The sequence below is a fragment of the Acinetobacter sp. BZX-2 genome (assembly GCF_055179795.1).
Window position 1 is genome coordinate 1,291,135 of record NZ_CM143686.1, and the last position, 24,296, is coordinate 1,315,430.

Consider the following 24,296-nt stretch of genomic DNA (forward strand, 5'->3'; position numbering starts at 1 on the left):
TATATTGTCTGGGCAATAGGGATATAAAAGACATTATTTTATGAAAAGTTCAAAACAAGAAATCGTACAGTTTCTACAACAATTCTTTAGTCCAAGCTTAGAGCGCTGTGAAATTGAAGCAGTGACGGATAAAGGCGCAACTTTACTTTGGAAAGTTGCTGAAGCAGATTTACGCCCTGGAGGAACGATTTCAGGGCCAACTATGATGGCATTGGCTGATTTTGCATTGTATGTCGCAATCATGGGAGAAATTGGTTTAATTGGTTTAGCTGTAACCACCAATATGAACATTAATTTTTTACGTAAACCGACAGGTGGAACTGACCTGCGCGGTGTATGCAAATTAATGAAAGTGGGTAAGGCGTTGGTCGTAGGGGAAGTGTGGATTTATTCTGTAGATTCAGAAGATCCTGTCGCACATGTCACTGGTACGTATTCAATTCCACCGCAAAGCATAGGCTAGGTTTAATCGTGTTTTTGGTGTTCTGCTGTCCTATATTATTTTAAACAATCCTTGAGCATTCATGCTTATTGAAATAAGCATGAAAAGTATTGATATTCTGGGGTTGGTATAGCAAACCTATTATTATAATTGTACTCTTATATTCACAATGCTAAGCTGTTCATAATAAATGGAAATCAAATTCTAAGTTTAATATTTAATAATTGTATGGAATGATTAAGATGTCATTAGATCATGAAGTTGTTCATTTGTTTAAGGAACAGGTTTTTCCCTTATCAGACAAACTGACAGAAATGTTAAATGAACACTATTCACATCAAACTGAACGCCGTGGTTGTGGTTATACGCAGGCTACACGAGTTTTGGCGGAATTCATCAATTTTCCACGTGATTCTGTTGAAGCGACTGATTTAAAAATATTTAAAGATTACGATTTTAAAAAATTAAAGAAAATAATCGACCAAAAGAATGCATATGGTTTAGACATCGAAGATTGGCATAATCTAGATCACAATCCATCTCTTAGTGATTTCTTGGCTACTGCAAAAAATGATGAGTTTAAAGACCTCGTTGAGCAAGAAATTTTAGTTCAAGAAAATTTAAGAAAAGTTTCACAACATGCTCAGCTTGAAGAAAGTAAAATCATTTGTAGCATGTTAGAAGATGTTATTTTGCCTAAAACAGCGAAAGAAACAGGTTTTATAGAAATACAGACCTTGAATGAAAAGCCCAAGGTTGGTTCTTGCCCTATGGCTGAAACGTTTTTCCTTAAAATTGCACATGGTTCGATGTTGAGACAAGGCTCAATCAATATTTTTGTTGATGAAGAAAATCGTCCGCTACTCATTGAAAAAATGAATATGGGGGATAATCATTCATGTATCAATTTACAACCATTGATTATGAATGGGATCCGTATTCCTGTCGGTTCTTTATTTTCAGTGGATTATGATATTGAACAGATCGAAGATAAAACACCGAATCAAGAATTTAAGGGGTACATTATTCCTTACAAAGCGATTCAGGGTTTTTGGTTTTTGCGATTGACGACCTTGGCGATTTCACCTGAAAATCGTAAACGTGCCTTTACAACGCATTTTGAGCAACAAGTGAATAATGGTCTTTTTAGCCCAGGCACAACGCTGTTAAAACAATTAAATGATGTCGCAACATCACAATTAAGAGCACTCAGTCTCGGATAATTTATATGTTAAATGTTTGTTTTTCGCCAAACTATTTCGCCGAAACACATACCAATAGTATGGAGAAGTTGGTTGCAGTAGCTGAAAAATTAAAGCAATTTGATGATTATAAATTTCACGAACCGCAACCGATTGATCCTGAAATTTTAAGAGCATTGCATGCACCTAAATATGTGGATGCATTTTTGACAGGTGAACCTAAAAAGTTAGCGACATTTGCTGGGTTTAAACCTTGGAATGAGCAGTTAAGAGATGCTGTTTTAACCATCAACTCAGGGCAGTTGATGGCGACAGCTTTGGCTTTTGAGCATGGTATTGCCGCGAATATTGCGCAAGGATTTCATCATGCAGCTTATGAGTATGGTGGATCATATTGTACTTTTAATGGACTGGCTTTAATTGCCCAACAGTATCCCAATAAAAGAATATTTGTTCTTGATTGTGACCAACATGGTGGCGATGGAACTGCTGAATTTACCCGAAGATTCGACAATTTATATAATTTTAGTATTTATGGCCTAGCTTTTGGTTATCCGACTTATGAGCGTGCTGAAAGTCGGCATGTGCATACTAAAAATGGTAGTTTTGCACAATATATGTTTGCTTTACATGAAGCTTTTCAGCGTGCAGAAGAATGGAAAGCCGATATTATTATTTATCAAGCAGGTATGGATTGCCATCAGGCAGACCCATATGGTTCATCTTGGTTTAGCACTGAATTGATTAAAAAAAGAGAGGAAATCGTTTTTAATATGGCGAAGCGAGAGGGAATCCCGATCATGTTCGTTTTGGCAGGTGGTTATCAAGATTTAGATGATTTGGTACACTTACATGTGCAGACTTTTGAAACAGCACATCAAATTTATTATCCTAAAGAAGTAAAAACAAAACCTTAAATGAATTGAAATTTAAATGCTAATCTAAGAGTTAAAAAAGGTATCTTGTTGAAGATACCTTTTCTTTTTGAGAATCAAAGATTAAAGAATTTAACTCTAATTCTATTAAAATTAAACACTTTCATTCACTAAAGGTGTTTCTACAGCAAAGTTTGGCGGTGTAAGCACGGTTTTACGTAATTCTGGTGAAAGCTCAGGATAATCTAAGGTGTAATGTAAACCTCGTGATTCTTTACGTTGCATCGCACAACGGACAATCATTTCGGAAACCATCACTAAATTACGTAGTTCAATCAAATTTTTACTCACGTGATTGTCTTGATAATACTCAGTAATTTCTTTTTTGAGCATTTCAATACGGTGCAATGCACGTTGTAAACGCTTGGTTGTTCGTACAATACCGACGTAGTTCCACATGGTTTGGCGTAATTCATCCCAGTTTTGCAAAATTACAACATCTTCATCAGGGTTAGAGACTTGAGTAGCATCCCATTCAGGTACATGAGGTACCTCAAATGTTGTGTTGTATTTGGCTTCAATATCTTTTGCCGCACTCATGCCGTAAACAAAACATTCTAGTAATGAATTACTTGCCATACGGTTTGCACCGTGTAGCCCTGTATAAGATGTCTCACCTATTGCATATAAACCTACTAGATCAGTTTGGCTATTTTCATCTACAACCACGCCACCACAAGTATAATGTGCCGCAGGAACAACAGGGATCATATCTGTGGTGATATCAATACCTAATTCTAAAAGACGGGCATAGAGTGTTGGAAAATGTTCTTTGACAAAATCAGCAGGTTTATGCGTAATGTCTAACCACACATGACGAATACCTAAACGTTTGATTTCAAAATCAATTGCACGTGCAACAATGTCGCGAGGTGCAAGTTCGGCACGTTCATCAAAACGCAACATGAAACGTTCGCCATTTGGTAAACGCAAATAAGCACCTTCACCACGCATTGCTTCAGTAATTAAGAATGAACGTGCTTGCGGATGATATAGGCAAGTTGGGTGGAATTGGTTAAATTCCATATTAGCAACACGACAGCCTGCACGATAGGCCATTGCAATACCATCACCAGTCGCAATATCAGGATTTGAAGTATATAAATAAGCTTTCATTGCACCGCCACACGCTAAAGCAGTGAATGGTGCTAAAAAGGTATGAACTTTTTCATTGGCTTCATCAAGCGCATACAGTCCAACAGCACGATTAGTTGCCGTTTTATCGCCTAATTTATGTGTTGTAATTAAATCTATGGCAATGAAGTTTTCAAAAATATGAATATTTTGTTTTTCTTGTGCTCTTTGTACCAGCGTGGTTGAAATGGCTTTTCCTGTCGCATCTGCTGCATGAATGATACGACGTTGAGAATGTCCACCTTCACGCGTTAAATGCAGTTGCTCATCTTCATCCAATGTAAATTGCACACCATGATTGAGTAGGAAATCTACGGATGGACGACCACCTTCAACAGTTTGCTTCACAGCATCTAGCTCACAAAGTTGTGCGCCTGCAATCATTGTGTCATCAATATGCTGTTGAATAGAATCAGTTTCATCAAGTACAGCAGCTACACCACCTTGAGCAAAATAAGTACTTGCATCGGTCAAGGTCGATTTAGCTAAAACAGCAATATTGAAGTGTTCGGGTAACGATAAAGCTAAACTTAAGCCAGCACCACCACTGCCCACAATAATCACATCAAATTGATGTGTTGTGTTTAAATTAGACATGTCCATCAGCTAATTTGAAAAAAGTCTGCTAATAACACTCTTTTTTTCAAGAAAATACAATAGTCACAGGGTTCAGATTTTAGTCTAAATGCATCATAAATTTTGTTTTAAGCTAATATTAAGTAAAGTCTTGTTTTATAAAAAAATGAAAACATATTATTACGCAAATACATCAAATAATATGTTACAAACATTTTTCAAGCAAAAAAACATAATTCGTAGGTTCGTGATAAATGAGTAATGGTCTAATACAAAAAGGAATGTATGCAGCAGTATTTTCTATCGCTGCAGTCACATCACAAGTACAAGCTTCAACACCGGTTGATTTTTCTAATTTGGTTGAACAAGTCAGTCCTGCTGTTGTGAGCGTGAATGTTGTTAAAAAATTGTCTCAAGAAGAGTTGTTACAGCAACAAGTACCTGAGATTCTCAAGCGTTTCTTTGGCAATCAGATCATTATTCCACAACAACGTGCGCCACAAGAAAAGACCGCTTATGGTAGTGCTTTCTTTATCAGTAAAGATGGATACTTGCTCACCAACCATCATGTGGTTGAGGATGCATCTAAAGTAACGATCATGTTGAACGATCGTCGTGAAATTGATGCGAAAGTGGTGGGTAGTGATGAACGTACAGATGTCGCTTTGCTTAAAGTTGAAGGCAATAATTATCCATCCTTGGGGATTGGTAATGTAGATCAGCTTAAAGTCGGTCAGCCTGTACTCGCGATTGGTTCGCCATTTGGTTTTGATTATTCAGCTTCCGCAGGGATTGTCAGTGCAAAATCTCGTAACATGATGGGTGAAACATCCGTTCCATTTATCCAAACAGATGTGGCTTTAAACCCAGGGAACTCAGGTGGCCCACTGTTTAACCAACAAGGTCAAGTGGTTGGTGTGAACTCGCGTATCTTTAGTGGTACAGGCGGCTATATGGGCTTGTCATTCTCTATTCCTATCGATGTGGCAATGGATGTTGTCGATCAACTGAAAAAGAATGGTAAAGTGACTCGTTCTTTCCTTGGCATTATGTTGCAAGACATTGATCGTAATTTAGCTGAAGCTTATAAGTTGGATAAACCTGAAGGTTCATTGATTACCCAAGTTACACCTGACTCTCCTGCATCTAAAGCAGGCTTTAGAGCTGGTGACGTGATTATGAAATATAATGGTACGCCAATTTCACGTACTGGAGAGTTACTCAATTACTTAAATCGTACTCAGCCAGGGCAATCGGTTCAGTTAGAAGTTTTACGTGATGATAAACCAAAAGTGATTACTGCAACTTTAGCCGCAGCACCTGATGATACTCCTGCAAAAAATGACTCAACAGCAGTGACTAAACCACGTAAAGGACCTGTTTTAGGTGTGGCTATTCGTGGTCTATCTGAACCTGAAAAGAATAAATTGGGTCTGAAAGGTGGTGTATTTATTGAAGATGTCACAACAGGTGGTTTAGCTGCTCAATCACGTATTATTCCGGGCGATATCATTACCCAAGTGAATAGTAAGAAAATTAATACACCAAACGATTTTGTTGAAGCTGTTTCTGAGTTGCAAAAAAATACAGTTGCTCGTGTAGCCATTGTACGTGAAGGTCAACATGCAATGGTCGGTTTACGCATTCAATAAAATATTTGAATGTTCTACCTGAAATAGCAAATGAGCCACTCTCTGAGTGGCTTTTTTATGTAAAAATAATGCAATTTTAGAGATAGCGTGAAAAGGAAAGATCACATGAGTTCAGTGTTTGATTTAAAAATCAAAGTAAAACCAAAACATATCGATGTTTTGGGTCATGTGAATAATGTGGTGTATGTGCAATGGATGCAAGATGTGGCATCTGCCCATATCGAAGCATTAGGTGTGGGATTAGAACAATATTTAGAATTGAAGCATGCAATGGTGGCAGTTGAACATCATGTTCAATATCGTAAGGCTGCGCTGTTAGATGATGAAATCATATTGCGGACATGGTTGTATGATATCAATGCATTATATTCATTTCGCCAGTATGCATTTTTCAATGCGAAAGATCATAACTTGTTATTTACAGGCAATACCAAATGGGCATGTATTGAGATTGCTACGGGGCGGCCTAAGCGTATGTCTCCGACGTTTATTCAAGCCTATCAACCTATTGATGCCGAAATAGATCCATTTACTGTGGGTTAATATCAATGATTTAAAGGTCTGATTATATTGATGTAGATAGGGGATTTATGAGCCAGTTGGAAATAATTGAAACGCAGCGTTTGATTTTAAATGATTTAAAACATGAAGATACTGAGGCCATTTTTTTAATATTTTCAAATGATGCAGTCGTTGAGTTCTATGATGTAAACAAATTTACATCAATTCATCAAGCTCAAGATTTGATTGATAAAATGCATGAACGCTTTAAAAATCAACAGGGCTATCGTTATGCGATTCGGTTGAAATCTGGAAAACTGATGGGCAGTTTTGGGGTAAATAGAATCATCGAACTTGATGGTCAATATGGTGTAGTGATTGGGTATGATTTACATCCTGATTTTTGGCAACAAGGTTATATGTCAGAAGTTTTGAGTCGGATGCTTTTGCATCTCAAGGAAAACTTATTATTTTCTAAAAAAATCAGTTTCGTGATTGTAGAAGTGTATGCCGAAAATGATAAATCAATACAACTTCTTTCGAAACATGGATTCCACCAAACTAAATTGAATATAGATCAGCAGACTGGTTTAAATTTGGAAATGTCATCACGGCTGATTTTTAAACTTTCGCTCGAATGAGCCATGCTTGTTGAGCATAAATTTATTTGTGATGAACTGTTTCATTATTCAGAACAATATATTTGTTTTTCTATAACCGCATTCTGCTATAATCCATCGCAATTTATTTATCAGCTTTGCTATGTGATTTTAACTTCATACATAGCGCAATTTATATGTTCAAGGTAGCCCATGGCGCAAGCTAAAAAATCCGTCGATATCAAAAATATCCGTAATTTCAGTATTATTGCTCACATTGACCACGGCAAGTCGACGCTTGCAGACCGTTTTATTCAAATGTGTGGCGGATTGCAAGCACGTGAAATGCAAGCGCAAGTCCTTGACTCAATGGATATTGAGCGTGAACGCGGCATCACCATTAAAGCGGCATCGGTTACGTTGTATTACACGCATCCAAATGGTGAAGAGTATCAGTTGAACTTTATTGATACCCCAGGACACGTCGATTTTTCTTATGAAGTTTCTCGTTCACTTGCTGCCTGTGAAGGTGCATTATTGGTTGTCGATGCAGCGCAAGGCGTTGAAGCCCAGTCGGTTGCAAACTGTTATACCGCAATTGAGCAAGGTCTTGAGGTTCTTCCTGTACTCAATAAAATTGATTTACCGCAGGCTGAACCTGAACGTGTAATTCATGAAATTGAAGAAATTATTGGGATTGAAGCGACTGAAGCACCAACATGTTCTGCAAAAACAGGATTGGGCGTGGAAGGTGTTTTGGAAACCTTGGTGAATGTCATTCCTGCACCGACAGGTGATCGTGATGCACCACTACAAGCTTTAATTGTAGATTCTTGGTTTGATAATTACTTAGGCGTTGTCTCTTTAGTACGTGTTAAACAAGGTCGTGTGCGTAAAGGCGACAAAATGTTGATGAAATCGACAGGTCAATCGCACATTATCACTTCAGTGGGTATTTTCAATCCTAAACATACTGAAACAGGAATACTGGAAGCGGGCGAAGTTGGTTTCGTTATTGCAGGGATTAAGGATATTTTTGGCGCGCCAGTGGGTGATACCATTACCCTTGCAACTACGCCAGAAGTAGAAATTTTGCCTGGTTTTAAAAAGGTGAAACCACAGGTCTATGCTGGTTTATTCCCAATCGATGCCAGTGATTTTGAACCGTTCCGTGATGCATTGCATAAATTACAAATTAACGATTCAGCATTGTTTTTTGAACCTGAAAGCTCTGATGCATTAGGCTTTGGATTCCGTTGTGGCTTCTTGGGTATGCTACATATGGAAATCGTACAAGAACGTTTAGAACGTGAGTATGATTTAGATTTGATTAGCTCAGCACCGACGGTAATCTATGAAGCATTAATGAAAAATGGTGAAACGATTTATATCGATAGTCCATCTAAAATGCCTGATGGTTCAACCGTTGAAGATTTACGTGAACCGATTGCAGAATGTCACATCCTTGTTCCTCAAGAATACTTGGGTAATGTAATGACATTGTGTATGGAGCGTCGTGGTGTGCAAAAAGATATGAAATTCTTGGGTAACCAAGTATCGATTACTTTTGAAATCCCGATGGCTGAAGTTGTGATGGATTTCTTTGATAAGTTGAAATCTTGCTCACGTGGTTTTGCTTCTTTGGACTATAACTTTGTTCGTTTTGAAAGTTCATCTTTAGTTAAGGTTGATGTGTTAATTAATGGTGACAAAGTTGATGCATTGGCCATGATTTGTCATCGTAATGATGCACGTCATCGTGGTATTGCTTTAGTTGAAAAAATGAAAGATTTGATTCCACGTCAAATGTTTGATGTTGCAATTCAAGCAGCGATTGGTGCTCAAATCATTGCACGTTCAACTGTAAAAGCAATGCGCAAAAACGTATTGGCTAAATGTTATGGTGGTGACGTTTCTCGTAAGAAGAAATTGTTATCTAAACAGAAAGAAGGTAAGAAACGTATGAAGCAAGTGGGTAGTGTCGAAATTCCACAAGAAGCGTTCCTTGCCGTGTTGAAAGTAGAAAGATAATAATAGAGGTATAGTCGCTCATGGATTTTGATTTTAATTTAATTCTCGTTCCCGCAACGCTGGTATTTTTAGGGTTATGGTTACTCGATAAATTTGTATTGAAGCAGCGTGCAACAAAAGGTAAAGGGAATGAAAATGTCATTATTTCATGGGCATATGACTTCTGGCCAGTTTTAGCGATTGTATTGGTATTAAGATCCTTCTTCTTTGAGCCTTTTAATATCCCATCTGACTCTATGGTACCCACCTTAGAAACAGGTGATTATATTTTGGTGAATAAGTTCCAGTACGGAATTCGTTTACCAATTACCAATACCAAGATTATCAATATTGGTGAGCCTCAACGTGGTGACGTTGCTGTATTCCGCTATCCAAAAAATCCAAAGATTAGCTATATCAAACGCATTATTGGTTTACCTGGTGATCGTGTTGAATATAACAAAGGTCAATTGACGATTAATGGTCAGAAAGTACAGCAAATTCCAACTGAATTTAGTCGTGAAAAAGATATTTTAGATACGCCTAAGTCGATTTATTATTATGAGCAAATGGGGCAGCATAAGCATTTGGTGCGCTTATTAGAAGGTCAAAATACTTTGATTAGTGCATTTAATTATGCACAGCAAAAGCAAGACTTACCTTATGTAGCTACAGCCAATGATCGTTTTGTGAAATCAAATGGCGAAAGTTGGGAAGTCACTGTTCCAAAAGGACATTATTTTGCAATGGGTGATAACCGTGACCAAAGTGCGGATAGCCGTTTTTGGGGTTTCGTACCTGAAGAGAACTTAACAGGTCATGCAATTTATGTTTGGATGCATAAAGAGCCAGGCTTTAAAATGCCGTCGTTTAGCCGTAATGGTGCGATCGATTAATTATTGATTCTCGCAATAAGTTTTAAATCAAGGTCAATCAAAGTTGGCCTTTTTTTTATCTGCTAAAACTATCGAGTGACTTTGATTCATAAGAAAAATTAAGCACAATAAATGATTTAAACTAGCAAGTTGGGTCACTTTCAAGGATAATAAGCCTAATAAATTTTTTGTAACCTCGTGTTTGTGTAGGAATGTAAGAAATTTATGGACAATTGAAAGAAATGAAATAGTTGATGTCATTTTCTGGGTCAAGCTATGTCATTGTTTCAATTGAAATGAAGGACTATTAATTTCACCTGTTGGATAAAAAATGCGTAAAAATCAACAAGGCACTTCATATATTGGGATTTTATTGGGGATAATTGCCTTAGCTTTTATGTTAAAAATCATAGTAGCTGTATGGCCATTATACTGGGACGATCATGCAATTGATCAACAAATTGTAGAGCAAATTAAGAATAGCTCTGCGGATATTACACCCTCAAAATTTTCTACTGAGGTTGGCAAAAGGTTGCAAATGAACAATATCAGAGATATCAAATTTGATGATATTGCGACGGTTTCTACACAAGATGGTTTACAAGTGACTAAGAAATATGAAGTACGAAAAAATTTCATGCTGAATATCGATATAGTCCTCACTTTCGAGAAGAGTTTTGATAAAAGGTCAGTTGAAAGTAAGTGATCCTCGCTTACAAAGCAGAATTGGTTATCAGTTTAAACAATACGAGTTATTGCAACTTGCGCTGACGCACCGTTCGGTGAGTCACAAATACAACTATGAGCGCCTAGAATTTCTAGGTGACTCATTGTTAGGTATGATCATCGCTCATTATCTGTATCATGCTTACCCGACTGAAAATGAAGGACGTCTCACACGTATGCGAGCGACTTTGGTTCGTCAGGAAGCATTGGGTAAAATTGCTAATGATCTAAAATTGAGTACCAGTTTAATTTTAAGTACAGGTGAGTTGAAATCAGGTGGTCATCATCGTGAGTCAATATTAGCAGATACTGTAGAAGCGATTATTGGGGCAATTTATACCGACTGTCAGGATTTGCCTTTGTTAAGGTCAATTGTTTTGAAATGGTATGAACCGTATTTTGAAAACATTGAACCGACAGATCAGTTGAAAGATCCAAAATCACGTTTACAAGAATATCTACAAGCTCGTAAAAAACAGCTCCCTATTTATGAGGTCGTAGATATTCAGGGTGATGCACCGAATCAACATTTTAAAGTAGAATGTACCGTAGATGGCTTACCTAAAATGATGGGTGAGGGATCGAGTCGCCGCTTTGCAGAACAAGCAGTTGCGGCGGATTTTTTAAAGCTATTGGAGCAGTAAACTGCATGAATACACATTCCGATCACAATGATGCTGATCACGAGCCGACTGAAAGCGGCAATGAGTTAATTAATCAATTTTTTAGTTCAGAAGGTTATGAAATTCCTTCGGATTATCGCAGTGGTTTTGTAGCGATTGTTGGACGTCCAAATGTGGGTAAATCGACGTTGATGAACCATTTATTGGGTCAAAAACTATCGATTACTTCACGTAAACCACAAACGACGCGCCATAAAATTATTGGTATTGATAGTCGTGCAAAATCTCAGGCGATATTTGTAGATACTCCGGGAATGCACAAAAAAGAAGTACGTGCGATCAATAAAATGATGAATAAAGCTGCACATTCTGCTTTGCGCGATGTGAATTTAGTTTTATTCGTGGTAGATGCACAAAAGTGGACACAGAACGATGATTTAGTTCTAGAGAAACTTAAAAATGCTGAAATGCCAGTGATTTTGGTGATCAATAAAATTGATACGCTAGAAAATAAGCGTATGATTTTACCGTTGATTCAAGAGCGTGCAAAATTAATGAACTTTGCAGAAATCGTTCCTGTTTCGGCCTTGCGTGGTGCGAATCTTGATCATTTGCGTGAAGCAATTGAAAAATATCTGCCATTCCAACCGCCACTATATTCTTTGGAACAGTTGACTGACCGATCTGAACGATTCTTAGCGAGTGAAATTATTCGCGAAAAAATCATGCGTCAGTTGGGTGAAGAGTTACCTTATGATTTAACTGTACAAATTGAATCATTTAAAACTGAAGAAGCGACCATTAATGAAAAAACGGGTCGTCCAAAAGCTGCTTGTACCTACATTGATGCCACAATTTTCGTTGACCGCCCAGGACAAAAAGCCATTGTGATTGGCGAAAAAGGTGCTAAGTTGAAGAAAATTGGGATGGATGCTCGTGTCGACATGGAAAAAATGTTCGAACAGAAGATCATGCTCACTCTTTGGGTGAAAGTGAAAGGTGGTTGGTCTGATGATGAGCGTGCGCTTAAAAGTCTAGGTTATAGTGATATTTAATCGTTAAATAAGAATAGGAGCTGTTATGATTCGAGTGATTTCAATTCTTGCTTGTGTAGTGATGTTGCAAGGCTGTATTACCAAAATTGTGACAGTTCCTGTTAAAGCTGCTTATGGCGTAACCAAAGGTGTAGTTAAAGGTACAGCCGCAGTTGTGGGTGCAGTCATTCCTGATGGTGATGACGAAGAAGAAAAGAAAAAAGATGATGATTAATTGTGAAATCAGTGGATGAAGCACTGATCAATGCGTAATGAAATTTTGCATGGTTATTTAATTCATCATCGTAAATACAGAGAACGTAGTCATATTGTGCACTTGTTTACACAAGAGCATGGGCGTGTCGATGGTATTCTTCGGCAAACGCCTCCACCTCAATACCAACCGATTACTTTACAAGCCTCTGGTAAATCTGAACTTAAGAATTTTTCTAAACTAGAAATATTAAACCAACCCATTTTCTTTTATGGTGATGCGTTTTTTTCAGGTTTTTATTTGAATGAAGTCATTCTAAGGCTTTGTCCTTTAGAAGAGGCAATGCCTGAAACGTTTGAGCAATATCATTTAACCTTACAACAATTACAAGATTTGGCACAGCATTCACAGGCTGATTTATTTCTTCGGCAAATTTTACGTCAATTCGAACATGCATTATTGGAAGAGTTGGGTTATCCCCTGGATTATGCACATGATTCTAATCAACAAGAGATCATTGCAACTCAGCGTTACCAATTCCAATTGGCAGAAGGCTTTACACCTGTTGCACATAGTTCATCCGCAACATTATCTGGACAGCAAATCCTCACGATGCTGAGTTATGAAAAGGGTGGGGATTTTAACGCAGAACAGTTACAATTACTCGCAAAGCTTTATCGGCAAATGATTACTTCATTACTCGGTGATCGACCATTAAAAAGTCGTCAGCTTTGGATTCAAAACGCTCAATCGAAAATTGTAAATCGTTAATTTTAAATTTATTGATAATTGATATTAGGAAAATGTTATGGCTGCATTGCTTGGTGTAAACATTGATCATGTTGCGACGTTAAGACAAGCACGTGGAACGACTTATCCTGATCCTGTTAAAGCTGCATTAATTTGTGAACAAGCAGGGGCAGAAGGTATTACCTTACATTTACGTGAAGATCGTCGTCATATTCAAGATGATGATGTACACCGCATGCGCCCTGTTTTAAAAACCAGAATGAATTTAGAATTGGCCGTAACTGATGAAATGATTGCTTTTGCCAAAGAAATTAAGCCGCATCATGTGTGTTTTGTTCCTGAAAAGCGTCAAGAAGTTACGACAGAAGGTGGTTTAGACGTTGTGGGACATTTCGAAGATGTAAAGGCAGCAACTCAAGCTTTAACTGCGGTTGGTTGTGATGTTTCTTTGTTTATTGATGCCGATATTGCTCAAATTGATGCTGCAATTGCATGTGGTGCGCCGACCATCGAATTACATACGGGTGCCTACGCTGACGCTGAAACGGCTGAAGCACAAAAAGTTGAATTAGAGCGTATTATTAAAGGCACTGAATATGCGGTATCTAAAGGCTTAGTGGTCAATGCAGGCCATGGCTTGAATCTTGATAATGTTGCGGCGATTGCTGCCATTCCTCAAATCCATGAGTTGAACATTGGGCATTCGATTATTGCGGAAAGTGTATTCGTTGGTTTGGAACAAGCCGTGAAAGATATGAAAGCAGCGATAAACGCTGCAGGTTAATTTTTTATTTAAATTTTTGTTGTTGAATATTGGTCATGTCTAGTATTAATTATGATGAACTCATGCAACCTGTGATTGCTTTTTTAGGTTGTGAAACACCGAAAGCGTGGTTGGATGAAGCGTTGAACAATCTCCCATTGCTCATGCAAGATCATGCGAATTGTGAAAAGAAAGCTGCTGGAACAGCGATGAATTTGATGTTCCGTTATAGTTTTTTTACCGATTTACAGATCAAACTAGCACAACTTGTTCGTGAAGAAATGTTGCATTATGAGCAAGTTTTAGAATTTATGACCAAACGTGGTCAAGAATGGAAGGGTTTAAGTGCAGGACGTTATGCAGGTGGTTTACGTAAGGAAATTCGTACTTACGAACCCGAAGCTTTGATCGATGTTTTAGTGATTGGTGCATTTGTGGAAGCACGTTCTTGTGAGCGTTTTTATGCTTTAGCACCGATTGTTGATGATGAGCTTGGACGTTATTATCGTTATTTGTTGAAATCTGAATCTCGCCACTATGAGGATTATCTTGCGCTCGCTTTGGATGTTGCAAAAACTGCAAAATTGAAAGATCCGGAAGAAGATATTCAACAACGGATTGAATTAATTCGTGAAGTTGAAAAAAACTTAATTCTCGATCCTGATGATACTTTCCGCTTCCATAGCGGTGTGCCGAGTAAAGCGGTAGCTTAAATTGGGTGAACAAAGAAGAAGTGATTGATTCACTTCTTTTTTATTTCTGTGATATTCAATTGAAGTTAAATTATTCTTGTTATCTAAATATTGATATGAATGAAAAGATTATAAAATCAAAGTAATGATGAAGTTGTTTTGTAGATGACTTTTTAAATTATTGATTTGATTGTTAAATTATTGATTTGATTGAGTTGGAGGATTGATTCTTCGAGTTTACTATCGCATAGACAGATATAAAATTTACTATAAAAAAAGCCCACTTCGTATTGAGTGGGCTTTTTAGTATTTGGCTCTCCAACCTGGGCTCGAACCAGGGACCTGCGGATTAACAGTCCGTCGCTCTACCGACTGAGCTATTGGAGAATCTGCATGCGATTATAAGGATATATCCTTTGCGGTCAAGCCTTTCATGTCATGTTTTGTGCATTTTTAAGTTATATGCTTTTTATTTGAACGAAAATGCAAAAATTCAAAAAAACTCTACCAAAAAGGTTGCAATACAAAATTTAGCTTGCTAGATTAAATTTATAAAGTGAGTTTAAGCAGTGCTTAAACCGTGTGGATTTAACCAACTTGCCAGCACTAAAATGGCTAAATAGGAGACAGCGAATGAATACGCTTACTATTCCCAAAATTTTTTCAAATTTTTCTTTTTATCAAGAAAACTATCTTTCAATTCTACAAAATCCTGAACAATATTATCTCGAAGTTGAACATGCTTATTTAGAGGTTTGGCCATTCTCTGAGAAAAAATTGTACTTAGGTGATTTGTTACAACTCTGGTTTAGTGAAAAGTGGCGGATCGATTCGAATTATCGTTTGTTATCCAATTTAGAAGCCCAGTTCAAGCCTAAATCCATTCAAAAAGAACATGATTTCTATCTATTCCAATTGAGTGGTAGTACTTTATCAGGTTCAAATCATGCTCAAGTATGGTCTGCATTAGAACAAAAAATACGTTATATTTCATTAGATAGCGTATTTAAATATTACTGTTATTTTGAATCTATCGAACGTCCGAAAGCCTATTCACAAAATCCATTTAAAATCTATAAGCATGCTGTTTAATCATTGAGTGAAGAATTCAGAAGCTTTTAAGTCATTTAAATTTGCTTAAAAGCTTCAATTGCTCGAACACGACTCTGTTTTAAATCAACAATCGGCTTTGGATAATTTAAATCAAGATTCAAGTTTTTTGCATAAGGTTCATGGATGGTTTTGGCATCTAAATGTGCAAGTTCAGGCAGCCATTGCCGAATATAATCGCCTTGGGGATCGAATTTTTGTGATTGACTCATTGGATTAAAAATACGGAAATAGGGGACAGAATCTGTTCCAGTTGAAGCACACCATTGCCATCCACCATTATTGGCAGCTAAATCACCATCAATCAAATGTTGCATAAACCATTGCTCGCCTAAGCGCCAATCAATTAATAGATTTTTAGTCAAGAACATAGCAACAATCATTCTGACACGATTATGCATCCAACCCGTGTGCTGTAATTGACGCATTCCAGCATCGACAATAGGAATGCCTGTTTGACCCATTTGCCACGCTTTTAAGTCTTTAGGTGCATGACGCCATTGAATCTTCTGTGTCGCAATTTTAAAGGGTAAATGCTTTGATACACGTGGAAAATCAAACAAGATATGTTGATAAAATTCACGCCATAACAGCTCATCTAACCATGTTTGCTGTCCAATATTGTCAATATGAAAATGTCCTTGCTGCGCTCGAAATACAGCATTTAAACATTGACGAATAGAAAGAATACCAATGTTTAAATAAGCAGACAGTTGACTTGTACCTTCTAGGTTTGGAAAGTCTCGTTCTGTTTGATAATTAAAAATTTTATTCTCAATAAAGTCATCAAGTAATTCAAAAGCGTATTGTTCTCCAACTTGCCATTGTTGTTTGATATTTTCTAGCTGAAAGCCTAATTCATCTAAAGAAGGAATTGAATCAGATCTTTGCAGCTCAAGCTCTTGCTGTGGTGTTGGTATTGGATAAGATTGAGGTATAGAAATACTCAATTGCTCATAGCAATATTTTTTAAATGCACCAAAAACTTGATAGGGTTGATTGGATTTGTTGCGGATTGAACCGATCGGGAAAATCGTGCGGTCATGGTACAAAATTAAATCGCGTGCAGATTGGTTTAAGCTTTTTTGTACTTGAAAATCACGATTGAGTTCATTGACACCGCATTCAATATTGGCGTGTACATTTTCAATATTCAACTCATGACACAACTGATCGATTTTTGTGGCAATGTCTTTCCATAAAGGCACAATGCGAATGATCAGTGGAATATTGAGTGTTTCAAGACTGAGTTTTAATTGCTGAATTTGGCGTAAATAGAAGTCAATTTTGATTGGTGCATCATCATGGATTTTCCATTGTTCTGGAGAAAGGACAATGAGTGCAATGACTTGCCCAGACTGTGTCGCATGCCAGAGTGCAGCATGATCATGGATACGTAAATCTTGTCTAAACCAAATCAGTTGTTTTTGCATAGCATTCAGTTATTCACGTTAAAATCATTTATTCACAATACATTTTTAATGGATACAAAAAAGGCAAAGTATAAAACTTTGCCTTTTTCGCACAGATCGTGAGATCTTAGTGGTGATGACCACCTGCACCGTGAACATGACCATGTTCTAATTCTTCAGCAGAAGCATCACGAATTTCAACAATTTCAACTTCAAAAGTAAGGTCTTGACCAGCAAGTGGGAAGTTAGCATCAACGATTACGTTTTCGCCTTCAACTGCCTTAACTGTAACGATTTGAACGCCGTCATCAGTTTGAGCTTGGAACTGCATGCCCGCTTCGATGTTTTCAACACCTTGGAACATTTGCGCAGGAACTTCTTGTACTAGGTCTGGGTTGTATTCGCCATAACCTTCAGCAGCAGGTACGTTTACTGTGAATTTATCGCCAACAGTTTTACCTTCTAAAGCTTTTTCTAAACCAGGAATGATATTACCTGCACCATGCAAATAGGCAAGCGGTTCACCTTGTGATTTATCGAGAGTTTCACCCTCAGCGTTAGTCAACGTGTAGTGGAAAGAAACTACGTGGTTATTTGCAATAGCAGTCATGTTATTGATCCATTCGATAATCGATAGTTTTAAGTGTACATCATAAAGTGAAAAGCAATTTTTGTAGACTAAAATTACTAAAAAATTGCATTTTCATCATTTTTTTGACGATTTTTTCATTAATATGGGCAAAAAATCAAATTTCAATGCAATTTAATTTTTGGTGCGATTTTTCGTGTAACAAAATCTTTAGCTGTCAGTAAACCTGCATGTGCATATCCATAAATGGTCGCTTGATGCATACGGTATAAAGATACGTACATCGATTTTGCAACAAAGCCTTGAACATTGACCTGTCCAAGGAGTTCACCTACAGCTTTATTTTTACTCAATGAAACCAGTGAGCCTTTGTCAGAGAATTGGAACATTGGTAGTGGTCGGCCTTTGATCCGTGCTTGCATTGCATCTGCCAAAAAGGTGGCTTGTTGGCTTGCCACTTGTGCACGTGGCCCTAAAGGTGCTTCTCGTGCATCTAGAATACAGTGCGCACAATCACCAAATGCAAATACGTTTGGATCAGATTTGGTTTGCAATGTCGCATAGACATCTAAACGCCCCATGCGATCTTTTTCAAAGCCTTTTAAATGGGCAATCACGTCAGGTGTCTTGATACCCGCAGCCCAAACTTTTAGTTGGGCATCAATCGAAGTACCATCATTAAAATAGACTTTTTCAGCATCTACTTTTTCAACGCGTTTTGCAGTTAGAACATCTATTTTCATACGTTCTAATTGTTGTGTTGCATGTTCAGCAATTTTTTCTGAAAGGGCAGGTAAAATACGATCTGCACCTTCAACCAATGAAATTTTGACATTTTTTGGATTAATTTTATTTAAACCATATTTATAAAAATTCTGCTTGGCTTGTACCAGTTCAGCAGCAAGTTCGACACCTGTTGCACCTGCACCAATAATTGCAATTTGTAAGTTGCGATCTACGTCTTTGTTTTGTGCATCTAAGTACAAGTGTAATAAGTCTTGTTGAAAAACTTCAGCTTGATGACGGCTATCTAAATAGTGACAAAACTCTTTAATACCAGGTGTATTGAAGTCGTTGGAGACTGAACCTAAAGCAAGAATTAGCGTGTCATAACCTAAAGTGATTTGTTCATGGTTTGATTCATATTTTGAAGATTGGGTTTTGCTTAATGTGATGGTTTTATTGTCACGATCCAGTTGTTCAAAACGACCCAATACAAACTCATAATGGTGTTTTGCTGCATGGGCATAGTAATTCATTTCTTCTTCGTTTGGATTCATAGTTCCAGCAGCGATTTCGTGTAAAAGCGGTTTCCAAATATGCGTAAGTTTTTGATCTACGAGGGTGATTTTGGCTTTTTTACTTTTTCCTAGAGTATCACCAAGCTGAGTAACCAGCTCTAAACCACCAGCACCACCACCAACGATCACGATATGATGTAGATTCGACATACAAAAGACTCGATTTATTATAAAAAAAGGATGGCTTAAATATGCCATCCTCTTTATATAATTGAGTTTTTTTTGTATTACAATTTACATAAATACAATAAAACTGACTAAAAAACTTGGTTTTAAATTAGAACAATGATTTGATCCATTCTAATAAACGTTCAAACCATGATGCTTGTTCAATATGGACTTCATCTTCAATATCAAAGGTTTGAATTAAAACATTATTTTGGTATACGTTGACTTTTGCCAAATGCATGATTTTTTCAAGTGGTGCAGTCAAAGAGGTCTCATTTAATTCAACATTTAAATGGGTCTGTGTTTCTTGTAAGGGCTCAACAGCAGTCAAAATACCGTTTAAGTCTACTTTCATCACTTTGCTGTTATTCACATCAAAAGCCATTAAATCAATTGGGCTAGGATCGTTATATAAAGAGGTTGTGACCAGTTGCGGCTTTTTGGCCTCAACTTTAAACATTTTCAATGTAGATTTGATTACAGGTAATTCAGCAATCAGTTGTTTATCTTTAAAGATCACTTCATCACGTGTGTATGCATAGCCAAGATTAAGCAGTTTATGGGCAACTTCTGCACGTTTAATCGCACTTTTTGCCCCCATAACCACAACAATCAAACGGCGGTCAGGTGATTCAGCAATACCTGAAGGACGGTGCGCAGTTAATGCGAGGTTATAACCTGCGGCTTTGGTAAATCCAGTTTTTAAACCATCGACACTTGGGTCAGACTTTAAAACCAAATTGGTTGCGTGGTGAAAGTGTTGGTTATAACTGAAACTTGGCATCACTGAATAATGTAAATATTCAGGTGTTTGCATGGTCACTGCTTGACCTAAAAGTGCCATATCATGCGCAGAAGAAAAATGATCAGGCATGGTAATACCCGGTGCATTGGCAAAATGAGTGTCTTTCATTCCCAAAGCTTGAGCTTCTTGATTCATTCGTGCGACAAAAGCGGGAACACTGCCTGAAATACGTTCTGCCAAAGTCACCGCAGCATCATTTGCAGACATCACAATAAGACCAGCAAGCAGTTGATCTATTGAAATCTGTTCGCCTTGTTTTAAATACATTTGGGATTCGTCCCATTGCACCATTTGTACAACTGGGGTTGCGGTGATCATTTCTTCTTTACGGATGTGACCCGCTTTTAACTCTTTTAGTGCAATATAAGCAACCATCATTTTCGTCATGGATGCAGGCGCGCGTTGCACATGACTATTATATTCAGCAAGGGTTTGACCCGTTTGCGTATCTAAAATAGTCCAAGCTTCAGCCTCGACAGTTTGAGGATTGATATTTAATAAAGCAGCATTGACAAGTGTGGAACAAATTAAGCTGAGTAATGCAATAAAAGAAACGAGAATTTTCAACAGATTTACCTTTAGCCAATCCTATGGCAAGAACGCACGAACTGTGCGAATGCTATGCCTTTTTTCAAAACAAGGCTAGTTAAAATTGCAGACAATTGCGACTAACAGCGGATGACTTTGTAAAAAAATGCTACTCTAATTGGTAATTTCTTTGTTTTGTATTTTAAATAGATCACTATGTTGCATTATCAAATTGAATTTGACGAATATCGTCAGCATCTCGTTCATGTTACTTTACGTTTTCTTGCCAATCCAACACAGGTACTTTCTTTACCCACATGGATTCCGGGTAGTTATTTAATACGTGAATTTGCGAAACATATCGAAGCAGTCAAAGCTTATGATGAAGATGGTCGCCAGCTTAAAATCAATAAATTTGAAAAAAATAAATGGCGTTTATATAACACAGACCATGAATTGATTACGGTTGAATATGATGTCTATGCCTATGATTTGTCCGTGCGTGGTGCTTATGTCGATCAAACACGTTTATACGTCAATCCTGCATGTGTGTGTTTAGGTTTACAAGACCAAGAACAAGCACCGATTGAGTTGGAAATATTCTTACCAGATGAACTCAAACATTTCCAAATTGCCACAGGTTTAGCATCAAAAAGTTTAGTCAAAGGGCGTTATACCCTGAAAGCTGACAATTATGCACAATTGATTGACGCACCTTTTGAATTGGCTGATCAAACTCGTTTCAGTTTTGAGGCGAATGGTATTCCGCATGAGTTTGTGGTTTCAGGTCAGCATGCAATGAATGCTGAACGTATGAAGCAAGACATTGAAAAAATTTGCAGTACTGAAATCTCAATGTTTGGCTCCGCACCATTTTCAGACTATACCTTTATGACCATGGCAACAGGCAATAGCTATGGTGGTTTGGAACATCCCAATAGCACCAGTCTGATTTCTCCACGAGATGATTTACCAAAAGTGGATGAACCGACTGAGCCTTCTGCGGATTATCAACGTTTCTTAGGCTTATGTAGTCATGAGTATTTTCACTCGTGGTTAGTTAAATTTATTCGCCCTGAAAATTTCACGAACTATGATTTGGACCAAGAAGGCTATACCAGTTTATTATGGATTTTCGAAGGTTTTACCTCGTATTACGATGATTTGATTTTGTATCGTAGTGGCGTGATTTCTCAGGAGTCGTATTTAAAACTATTGAAGTCGCAAATTGATCGTTATTTGCAGAATCCGGGACGTTTTATCCAGTCTGTTTCTGAGTCAAGTTTTGATGCATGGATTAAATTCTACCGTCAGGATGAAAACTCAAATAATGCAGGAACCAGTTATTACAACAAAGGCTGTTTGGTTGCATTGTGTCTAGATTTAGGGCTGCGTTTACGTGGTTCAAGTTTGGATGCCTTGATGCGCCGTTTGTATGAAAATAGCCAAAAGGGTATTCAGGTGAATGAACGGACTATTTTTGACCTATGTAAAGAATTGACAGGTGATGATTGGATTGAACAAATTAATCATTTGATTAACACCACAGATGAATTGCCATTGGATCAACTATTCCCTGAATTTGGTTTAAGCTATAGCTTAAAAAATGACAAGACCTTGCCATTTGGTTTAAAAGTTGTAGAAAAACCTGAAGGTCTGCTGATTCAACAAGCGCGTCGTGATGGTGCGGGCGTAGCCGCAGGCCTATCTGCCAATGATGTGATTGTTGCGATTGATGGTTTAAAAGCATCTGAAAAGTTACTTGAAAAATATGCTAAACACAAAGCTACATTTACTGTTTATGCATTCCGCCGTGATGAATTTATACAATTTGAATTGCGAGGTGGGGAAATTGATTTAACCACTGTTGAGTTAAATGTTGTAGATCAAGCTCAAGCTGAGAAATGGTTGAAGGCTTAATCGATTCACATTTTAGATTAGTATTCATTCGATTTTTAATAACCGATGTTTAGGCATCGGTTTTTTTATTGGTAGGGTATTTTTTAGTGCTGTAATAGATATTAAAAAATAAAAAGTTAATGATTTATTTACATTTTCGTAAAATCACAGCCATTTCAGGTGAAACAGTTTGATAATCTCCAACAGCCATTATTCTCCAATTTGCTGTTGGGTATATAAAAGTATTTGCTTCTTTCTCAAAGATAATGTCACTACGTTGTGACCATGTATCTATCAAAGACTGGATTACATCATCTTCTACTGTTTCAAAAAAGTAAGAACCATAGCTTGCTAACTTTAACCACTCATCTTTACCAAGACTGATAAAATTATGATCTAAGGATAAAGATGCTACAGTTACTAAATAACTTTTTAATTCGCTCATTTTTCTCCCTCAGTTTTCACAATCTCACTCACTAAATGCCATTTGATTTTCTTTGCTTCTTTTAAGATGGCATTTTCATAGAAATCTAAAAAACGTGGAGCAATATCACCTTTAAGTAATACGACTTGCTGGCGGTAATCATCTAAATTATTGGGTTTATAATCATTACGATCCTTATAGCCAACATATTCAGGTTGTCCATCTAAACCGACTTGCTCGTCATAACGATACACGCCATCAATTTCACAAGGTCGCCCAGACTCAAGATAAATGTTCTTTTTGCGTGGTGTACGGTCTTCATAATGCCCACGATCTGGAAAAATATCAGGTGCATCCAAACGTCGTATCCATTTACGACTTTCATCAACATCTAAAACCTTATAATGATTACCTACATCTTGGCTAATATTCCAATAAGCACCATTCCGTAAAGGACGCAGTGCTCTATTTAAATTATAATAACTTGTTAAAATAGGCAGATTGCTTGGCAATAATTGTGGGTAATCTTCGAGTTGAAATAAAAAACCTTCTTTTTGTTGTTTTGGTTCTAAACTAAAGAACTCACAGTATTTAGTGAAAGTTTCTACCTCACAAATTCGTTGCACTAAGCTATTACTCAAGTAGGTCAGCCAATCTATACTTTTAATCCCATCCTGAATGAGATTCCTTTCCCTACTGCCAGCTCCTTGATAAATCCCCAAAAATTGCTCGCCTTGAGCTAATGCATAATCACCAACCCCCATAGGTCGATAAGGTAAGATGCTTTGGAAACCTGCTACTGCATGATAAACATCTAATTTATCAATAAACAACTGAATTAACTGCATTAAAATTATTTTAATTTCAGGATCAAAAATCCACTTATTTGGCACACAAAATTTAATTTCAGAACAATACAATATACGTCCTTCCCATCCTCGATTCGTCATGGCAGAAATCATATATTCAGGTGCTTCTTTTCGGTCACCTGAAGCGCAATACCATTCAATTTGATCATCAGGATGGGACTTTTGGGCAATAACTTGCCGTATAGTTGGCATTTTAGGATCATCTAAGTCAGCATAATGACCTTCACCATGATCATCATAATAGCCGCCCCACGTTAAATACTCTCCAAAGTGTTGATTATAAGCTTCTATACATTCCGCTAAAGCTTGACGTTTTTCAGGATGATGCCCTGCAAAATACAAAAAGTGCGCTTGAAACTCTGCGCCCGTAATAAATAAATCAGGTTCATCTTTACGATGTTCAATCCATTGAAAGTCTTTAAAATAAGGTTCCATATCTTGTTCTGATTGAATAATCACTTTT

The 24,296-nt window shown here is 37.3% G+C and carries 24 protein-coding genes and 1 tRNA gene; 17 read left to right on the plus strand and 8 right to left on the minus strand.

Translation table 11 applies throughout. The features are described 5' to 3' along the window. The first annotated feature begins 40 nt into the window (after window positions 1-40). From ACY45D_RS06005 to ACY45D_RS06015, 3 genes are all read left to right on the plus strand, one after another. Window positions 41-463 (plus strand): PaaI family thioesterase, encoded by a 423-nt coding sequence (locus ACY45D_RS06005; RefSeq protein WP_463108877.1) that lies wholly within the window; start codon window positions 41-43, stop codon window positions 461-463. A 221-nt stretch (window positions 464-684) separates the two neighbouring features. Then, window positions 685-1,665, plus strand: coding sequence for a hypothetical protein (locus ACY45D_RS06010; protein ID WP_463108878.1), 981 nt, complete (start codon window positions 685-687; stop codon window positions 1,663-1,665). 5 nt (window positions 1,666-1,670) lie between these two features. Beyond that, window positions 1,671-2,561: an arginase family protein gene (locus tag ACY45D_RS06015; protein ID WP_463108879.1), complete on the plus strand. Its 891-nt coding sequence runs from the start codon at window positions 1,671-1,673 to the stop codon at window positions 2,559-2,561. 111 nt (window positions 2,562-2,672) lie between these two features. On the opposite strand, the gene nadB is transcribed toward ACY45D_RS06015, so the two are convergent. After that, a complete protein-coding gene (gene nadB / locus ACY45D_RS06020) occupies window positions 2,673-4,316 on the minus strand; it encodes an L-aspartate oxidase (protein WP_463108880.1) in 1,644 nt (547 codons plus the stop codon). Window positions 4,317-4,543: 227 nt separating this feature from the next. Between nadB and ACY45D_RS06025 the strand changes: the two genes are divergently transcribed. The 12 genes from ACY45D_RS06025 (at window position 4,544) to ACY45D_RS06080 (ending at window position 14,749) form a co-directional block, all read left to right on the plus strand. Next, window positions 4,544-5,941 carry a Do family serine endopeptidase gene (locus ACY45D_RS06025; RefSeq protein WP_463108881.1) on the plus strand — a complete coding sequence of 466 codons (1,398 nt, stop codon included), beginning with the start codon at window positions 4,544-4,546 and terminating at the stop codon, window positions 5,939-5,941. A gap of 105 nt (window positions 5,942-6,046) precedes the next feature. Then, on the plus strand, window positions 6,047-6,484 hold the full coding sequence (locus ACY45D_RS06030) for an acyl-CoA thioesterase (RefSeq protein ID WP_463108882.1): 438 nt from the start codon (window positions 6,047-6,049) through the stop codon (window positions 6,482-6,484). Between the two features lie 47 nt (window positions 6,485-6,531). Next, entirely contained in the window at window positions 6,532-7,083 is a 552-nt protein-coding gene (locus tag ACY45D_RS06035) for a GNAT family N-acetyltransferase (RefSeq protein WP_463108883.1), read from the plus strand. 171 nt (window positions 7,084-7,254) lie between these two features. Next, on the plus strand, window positions 7,255-9,072 hold the full coding sequence (lepA, locus tag ACY45D_RS06040) for a translation elongation factor 4 (RefSeq protein ID WP_463108884.1): 1,818 nt from the start codon (window positions 7,255-7,257) through the stop codon (window positions 9,070-9,072). 20 nt (window positions 9,073-9,092) lie between these two features. Continuing rightward, the gene (lepB, locus tag ACY45D_RS06045) at window positions 9,093-9,947 is read left to right on the plus strand and encodes a signal peptidase I (protein WP_463108885.1); all 855 of its coding nucleotides are present in this window, start codon (window positions 9,093-9,095) and stop codon (window positions 9,945-9,947) included. A 310-nt stretch (window positions 9,948-10,257) separates the two neighbouring features. Further along, the gene (locus ACY45D_RS06050; protein ID WP_463108886.1) at window positions 10,258-10,632 is read left to right on the plus strand and encodes a DUF4845 domain-containing protein; all 375 of its coding nucleotides are present in this window, start codon (window positions 10,258-10,260) and stop codon (window positions 10,630-10,632) included. Beyond that, window positions 10,604-11,296 carry a ribonuclease III gene (gene rnc, locus ACY45D_RS06055; RefSeq protein WP_463108887.1) on the plus strand — a complete coding sequence of 231 codons (693 nt, stop codon included), beginning with the start codon at window positions 10,604-10,606 and terminating at the stop codon, window positions 11,294-11,296. Before ACY45D_RS06050 ends, rnc begins: the two co-directional genes overlap by 29 nt. A gap of 5 nt (window positions 11,297-11,301) precedes the next feature. After that, window positions 11,302-12,330 carry a GTPase Era gene (gene era / locus ACY45D_RS06060; RefSeq protein ID WP_463108888.1) on the plus strand — a complete coding sequence of 343 codons (1,029 nt, stop codon included), beginning with the start codon at window positions 11,302-11,304 and terminating at the stop codon, window positions 12,328-12,330. Window positions 12,331-12,355: 25 nt separating this feature from the next. Then, window positions 12,356-12,544, plus strand: a complete 189-nt coding sequence (locus ACY45D_RS06065) for an NF038104 family lipoprotein (RefSeq protein WP_463108889.1) — start codon at window positions 12,356-12,358, stop codon at window positions 12,542-12,544. A 30-nt stretch (window positions 12,545-12,574) separates the two neighbouring features. Further along, window positions 12,575-13,294 (plus strand): DNA repair protein RecO, encoded by a 720-nt coding sequence (recO, locus tag ACY45D_RS06070; protein ID WP_463108890.1) that lies wholly within the window; start codon window positions 12,575-12,577, stop codon window positions 13,292-13,294. A 37-nt stretch (window positions 13,295-13,331) separates the two neighbouring features. Then, window positions 13,332-14,057, plus strand: coding sequence for a pyridoxine 5'-phosphate synthase (gene pdxJ, locus ACY45D_RS06075; protein WP_463108891.1), 726 nt, complete (start codon window positions 13,332-13,334; stop codon window positions 14,055-14,057). Window positions 14,058-14,092: 35 nt separating this feature from the next. Next, window positions 14,093-14,749, plus strand: coding sequence for a MiaE family protein (locus ACY45D_RS06080; protein WP_463108892.1), 657 nt, complete (start codon window positions 14,093-14,095; stop codon window positions 14,747-14,749). Window positions 14,750-15,039: 290 nt separating this feature from the next. Here the strand turns inward: ACY45D_RS06080 and ACY45D_RS06085 are convergent. After that, window positions 15,040-15,115 (minus strand) — tRNA-Asn (locus ACY45D_RS06085). A gap of 246 nt (window positions 15,116-15,361) precedes the next feature. On the opposite strand from ACY45D_RS06085, the gene ACY45D_RS06090 reads away from it, so the two are divergent. Beyond that, window positions 15,362-15,820 carry a hypothetical protein gene (locus ACY45D_RS06090; RefSeq protein WP_463108893.1) on the plus strand — a complete coding sequence of 153 codons (459 nt, stop codon included), beginning with the start codon at window positions 15,362-15,364 and terminating at the stop codon, window positions 15,818-15,820. 35 nt (window positions 15,821-15,855) lie between these two features. On the opposite strand, the gene ACY45D_RS06095 is transcribed toward ACY45D_RS06090, so the two are convergent. The 4 genes from ACY45D_RS06095 to ACY45D_RS06110 form a co-directional block, all read right to left on the minus strand. Beyond that, window positions 15,856-17,271 carry a cryptochrome/photolyase family protein gene (locus ACY45D_RS06095; RefSeq protein WP_463108894.1) on the minus strand — a complete coding sequence of 472 codons (1,416 nt, stop codon included), beginning with the start codon at window positions 17,269-17,271 and terminating at the stop codon, window positions 15,856-15,858. A gap of 106 nt (window positions 17,272-17,377) precedes the next feature. Further along, complete coding sequence (locus ACY45D_RS06100) at window positions 17,378-17,860, minus strand: FKBP-type peptidyl-prolyl cis-trans isomerase (RefSeq protein ID WP_120383295.1); 483 nt, start codon at window positions 17,858-17,860, stop codon at window positions 17,378-17,380. Between the two features lie 143 nt (window positions 17,861-18,003). Then, on the minus strand, window positions 18,004-19,290 hold the full coding sequence (locus tag ACY45D_RS06105) for an NAD(P)/FAD-dependent oxidoreductase (RefSeq protein WP_463108895.1): 1,287 nt from the start codon (window positions 19,288-19,290) through the stop codon (window positions 18,004-18,006). 127 nt (window positions 19,291-19,417) lie between these two features. Then, window positions 19,418-20,680 carry a D-alanyl-D-alanine carboxypeptidase PBP6B gene (locus tag ACY45D_RS06110; RefSeq protein WP_463108896.1) on the minus strand — a complete coding sequence of 421 codons (1,263 nt, stop codon included), beginning with the start codon at window positions 20,678-20,680 and terminating at the stop codon, window positions 19,418-19,420. 177 nt (window positions 20,681-20,857) lie between these two features. Here ACY45D_RS06110 and ACY45D_RS06115 point away from each other — a divergent pair, with 177 nt between their 5' ends. Further along, window positions 20,858-22,561: a M61 family metallopeptidase gene (locus ACY45D_RS06115; protein ID WP_463108897.1), complete on the plus strand. Its 1,704-nt coding sequence runs from the start codon at window positions 20,858-20,860 to the stop codon at window positions 22,559-22,561. 124 nt (window positions 22,562-22,685) lie between these two features. Here ACY45D_RS06115 and ACY45D_RS06120 read toward each other — a convergent pair whose 3' ends face one another. Beyond that, on the minus strand, window positions 22,686-22,985 hold the full coding sequence (locus tag ACY45D_RS06120) for a hypothetical protein (RefSeq protein ID WP_463108898.1): 300 nt from the start codon (window positions 22,983-22,985) through the stop codon (window positions 22,686-22,688). Then, a complete protein-coding gene (locus ACY45D_RS06125) occupies window positions 22,982-24,289 on the minus strand; it encodes a type VI immunity family protein (protein ID WP_463109438.1) in 1,308 nt (435 codons plus the stop codon). Before ACY45D_RS06125 ends, ACY45D_RS06120 begins: the two co-directional genes overlap by 4 nt. Window positions 24,290-24,296: the final 7 nt, after the last annotated feature.

Excerpts from the sequence above, each read along its gene's own strand:
- ACY45D_RS06005 (WP_463108877.1), top strand. The coding sequence starts at position 41 with ATGAAAAGTTCAAAACAAGAAATCGTACAGTTTCTACAACAATTCTTT.
- ACY45D_RS06010 (WP_463108878.1), top strand. The coding sequence starts at position 685 with ATGTCATTAGATCATGAAGTTGTTCATTTGTTTAAGGAACAGGTTTTT.
- ACY45D_RS06015 (WP_463108879.1), top strand. The coding sequence starts at position 1,671 with ATGTTAAATGTTTGTTTTTCGCCAAACTATTTCGCCGAAACACATACC.
- nadB (WP_463108880.1), bottom strand. The coding sequence starts at position 4,316 with ATGGACATGTCTAATTTAAACACAACACATCAATTTGATGTGATTATT.
- ACY45D_RS06025 (WP_463108881.1), top strand. The coding sequence starts at position 4,544 with ATGAGTAATGGTCTAATACAAAAAGGAATGTATGCAGCAGTATTTTCT.
- ACY45D_RS06030 (WP_463108882.1), top strand. The coding sequence starts at position 6,047 with ATGAGTTCAGTGTTTGATTTAAAAATCAAAGTAAAACCAAAACATATC.
- ACY45D_RS06035 (WP_463108883.1), top strand. The coding sequence starts at position 6,532 with ATGAGCCAGTTGGAAATAATTGAAACGCAGCGTTTGATTTTAAATGAT.
- lepA (WP_463108884.1), top strand. The coding sequence starts at position 7,255 with ATGGCGCAAGCTAAAAAATCCGTCGATATCAAAAATATCCGTAATTTC.
- lepB (WP_463108885.1), top strand. The coding sequence starts at position 9,093 with ATGGATTTTGATTTTAATTTAATTCTCGTTCCCGCAACGCTGGTATTT.
- ACY45D_RS06050 (WP_463108886.1), top strand. The coding sequence starts at position 10,258 with ATGCGTAAAAATCAACAAGGCACTTCATATATTGGGATTTTATTGGGG.
- era (WP_463108888.1), top strand. The coding sequence starts at position 11,302 with ATGAATACACATTCCGATCACAATGATGCTGATCACGAGCCGACTGAA.
- ACY45D_RS06065 (WP_463108889.1), top strand. The coding sequence starts at position 12,356 with ATGATTCGAGTGATTTCAATTCTTGCTTGTGTAGTGATGTTGCAAGGC.
- recO (WP_463108890.1), top strand. The coding sequence starts at position 12,575 with ATGCGTAATGAAATTTTGCATGGTTATTTAATTCATCATCGTAAATAC.
- pdxJ (WP_463108891.1), top strand. The coding sequence starts at position 13,332 with ATGGCTGCATTGCTTGGTGTAAACATTGATCATGTTGCGACGTTAAGA.
- ACY45D_RS06080 (WP_463108892.1), top strand. The coding sequence starts at position 14,093 with ATGTCTAGTATTAATTATGATGAACTCATGCAACCTGTGATTGCTTTT.
- ACY45D_RS06090 (WP_463108893.1), top strand. The coding sequence starts at position 15,362 with ATGAATACGCTTACTATTCCCAAAATTTTTTCAAATTTTTCTTTTTAT.
- ACY45D_RS06095 (WP_463108894.1), bottom strand. The coding sequence starts at position 17,271 with ATGCAAAAACAACTGATTTGGTTTAGACAAGATTTACGTATCCATGAT.
- ACY45D_RS06100 (WP_120383295.1), bottom strand. The coding sequence starts at position 17,860 with ATGACTGCTATTGCAAATAACCACGTAGTTTCTTTCCACTACACGTTG.
- ACY45D_RS06105 (WP_463108895.1), bottom strand. The coding sequence starts at position 19,290 with ATGTCGAATCTACATCATATCGTGATCGTTGGTGGTGGTGCTGGTGGT.
- ACY45D_RS06115 (WP_463108897.1), top strand. The coding sequence starts at position 20,858 with ATGTTGCATTATCAAATTGAATTTGACGAATATCGTCAGCATCTCGTT.
- ACY45D_RS06120 (WP_463108898.1), bottom strand. The coding sequence starts at position 22,985 with ATGAGCGAATTAAAAAGTTATTTAGTAACTGTAGCATCTTTATCCTTA.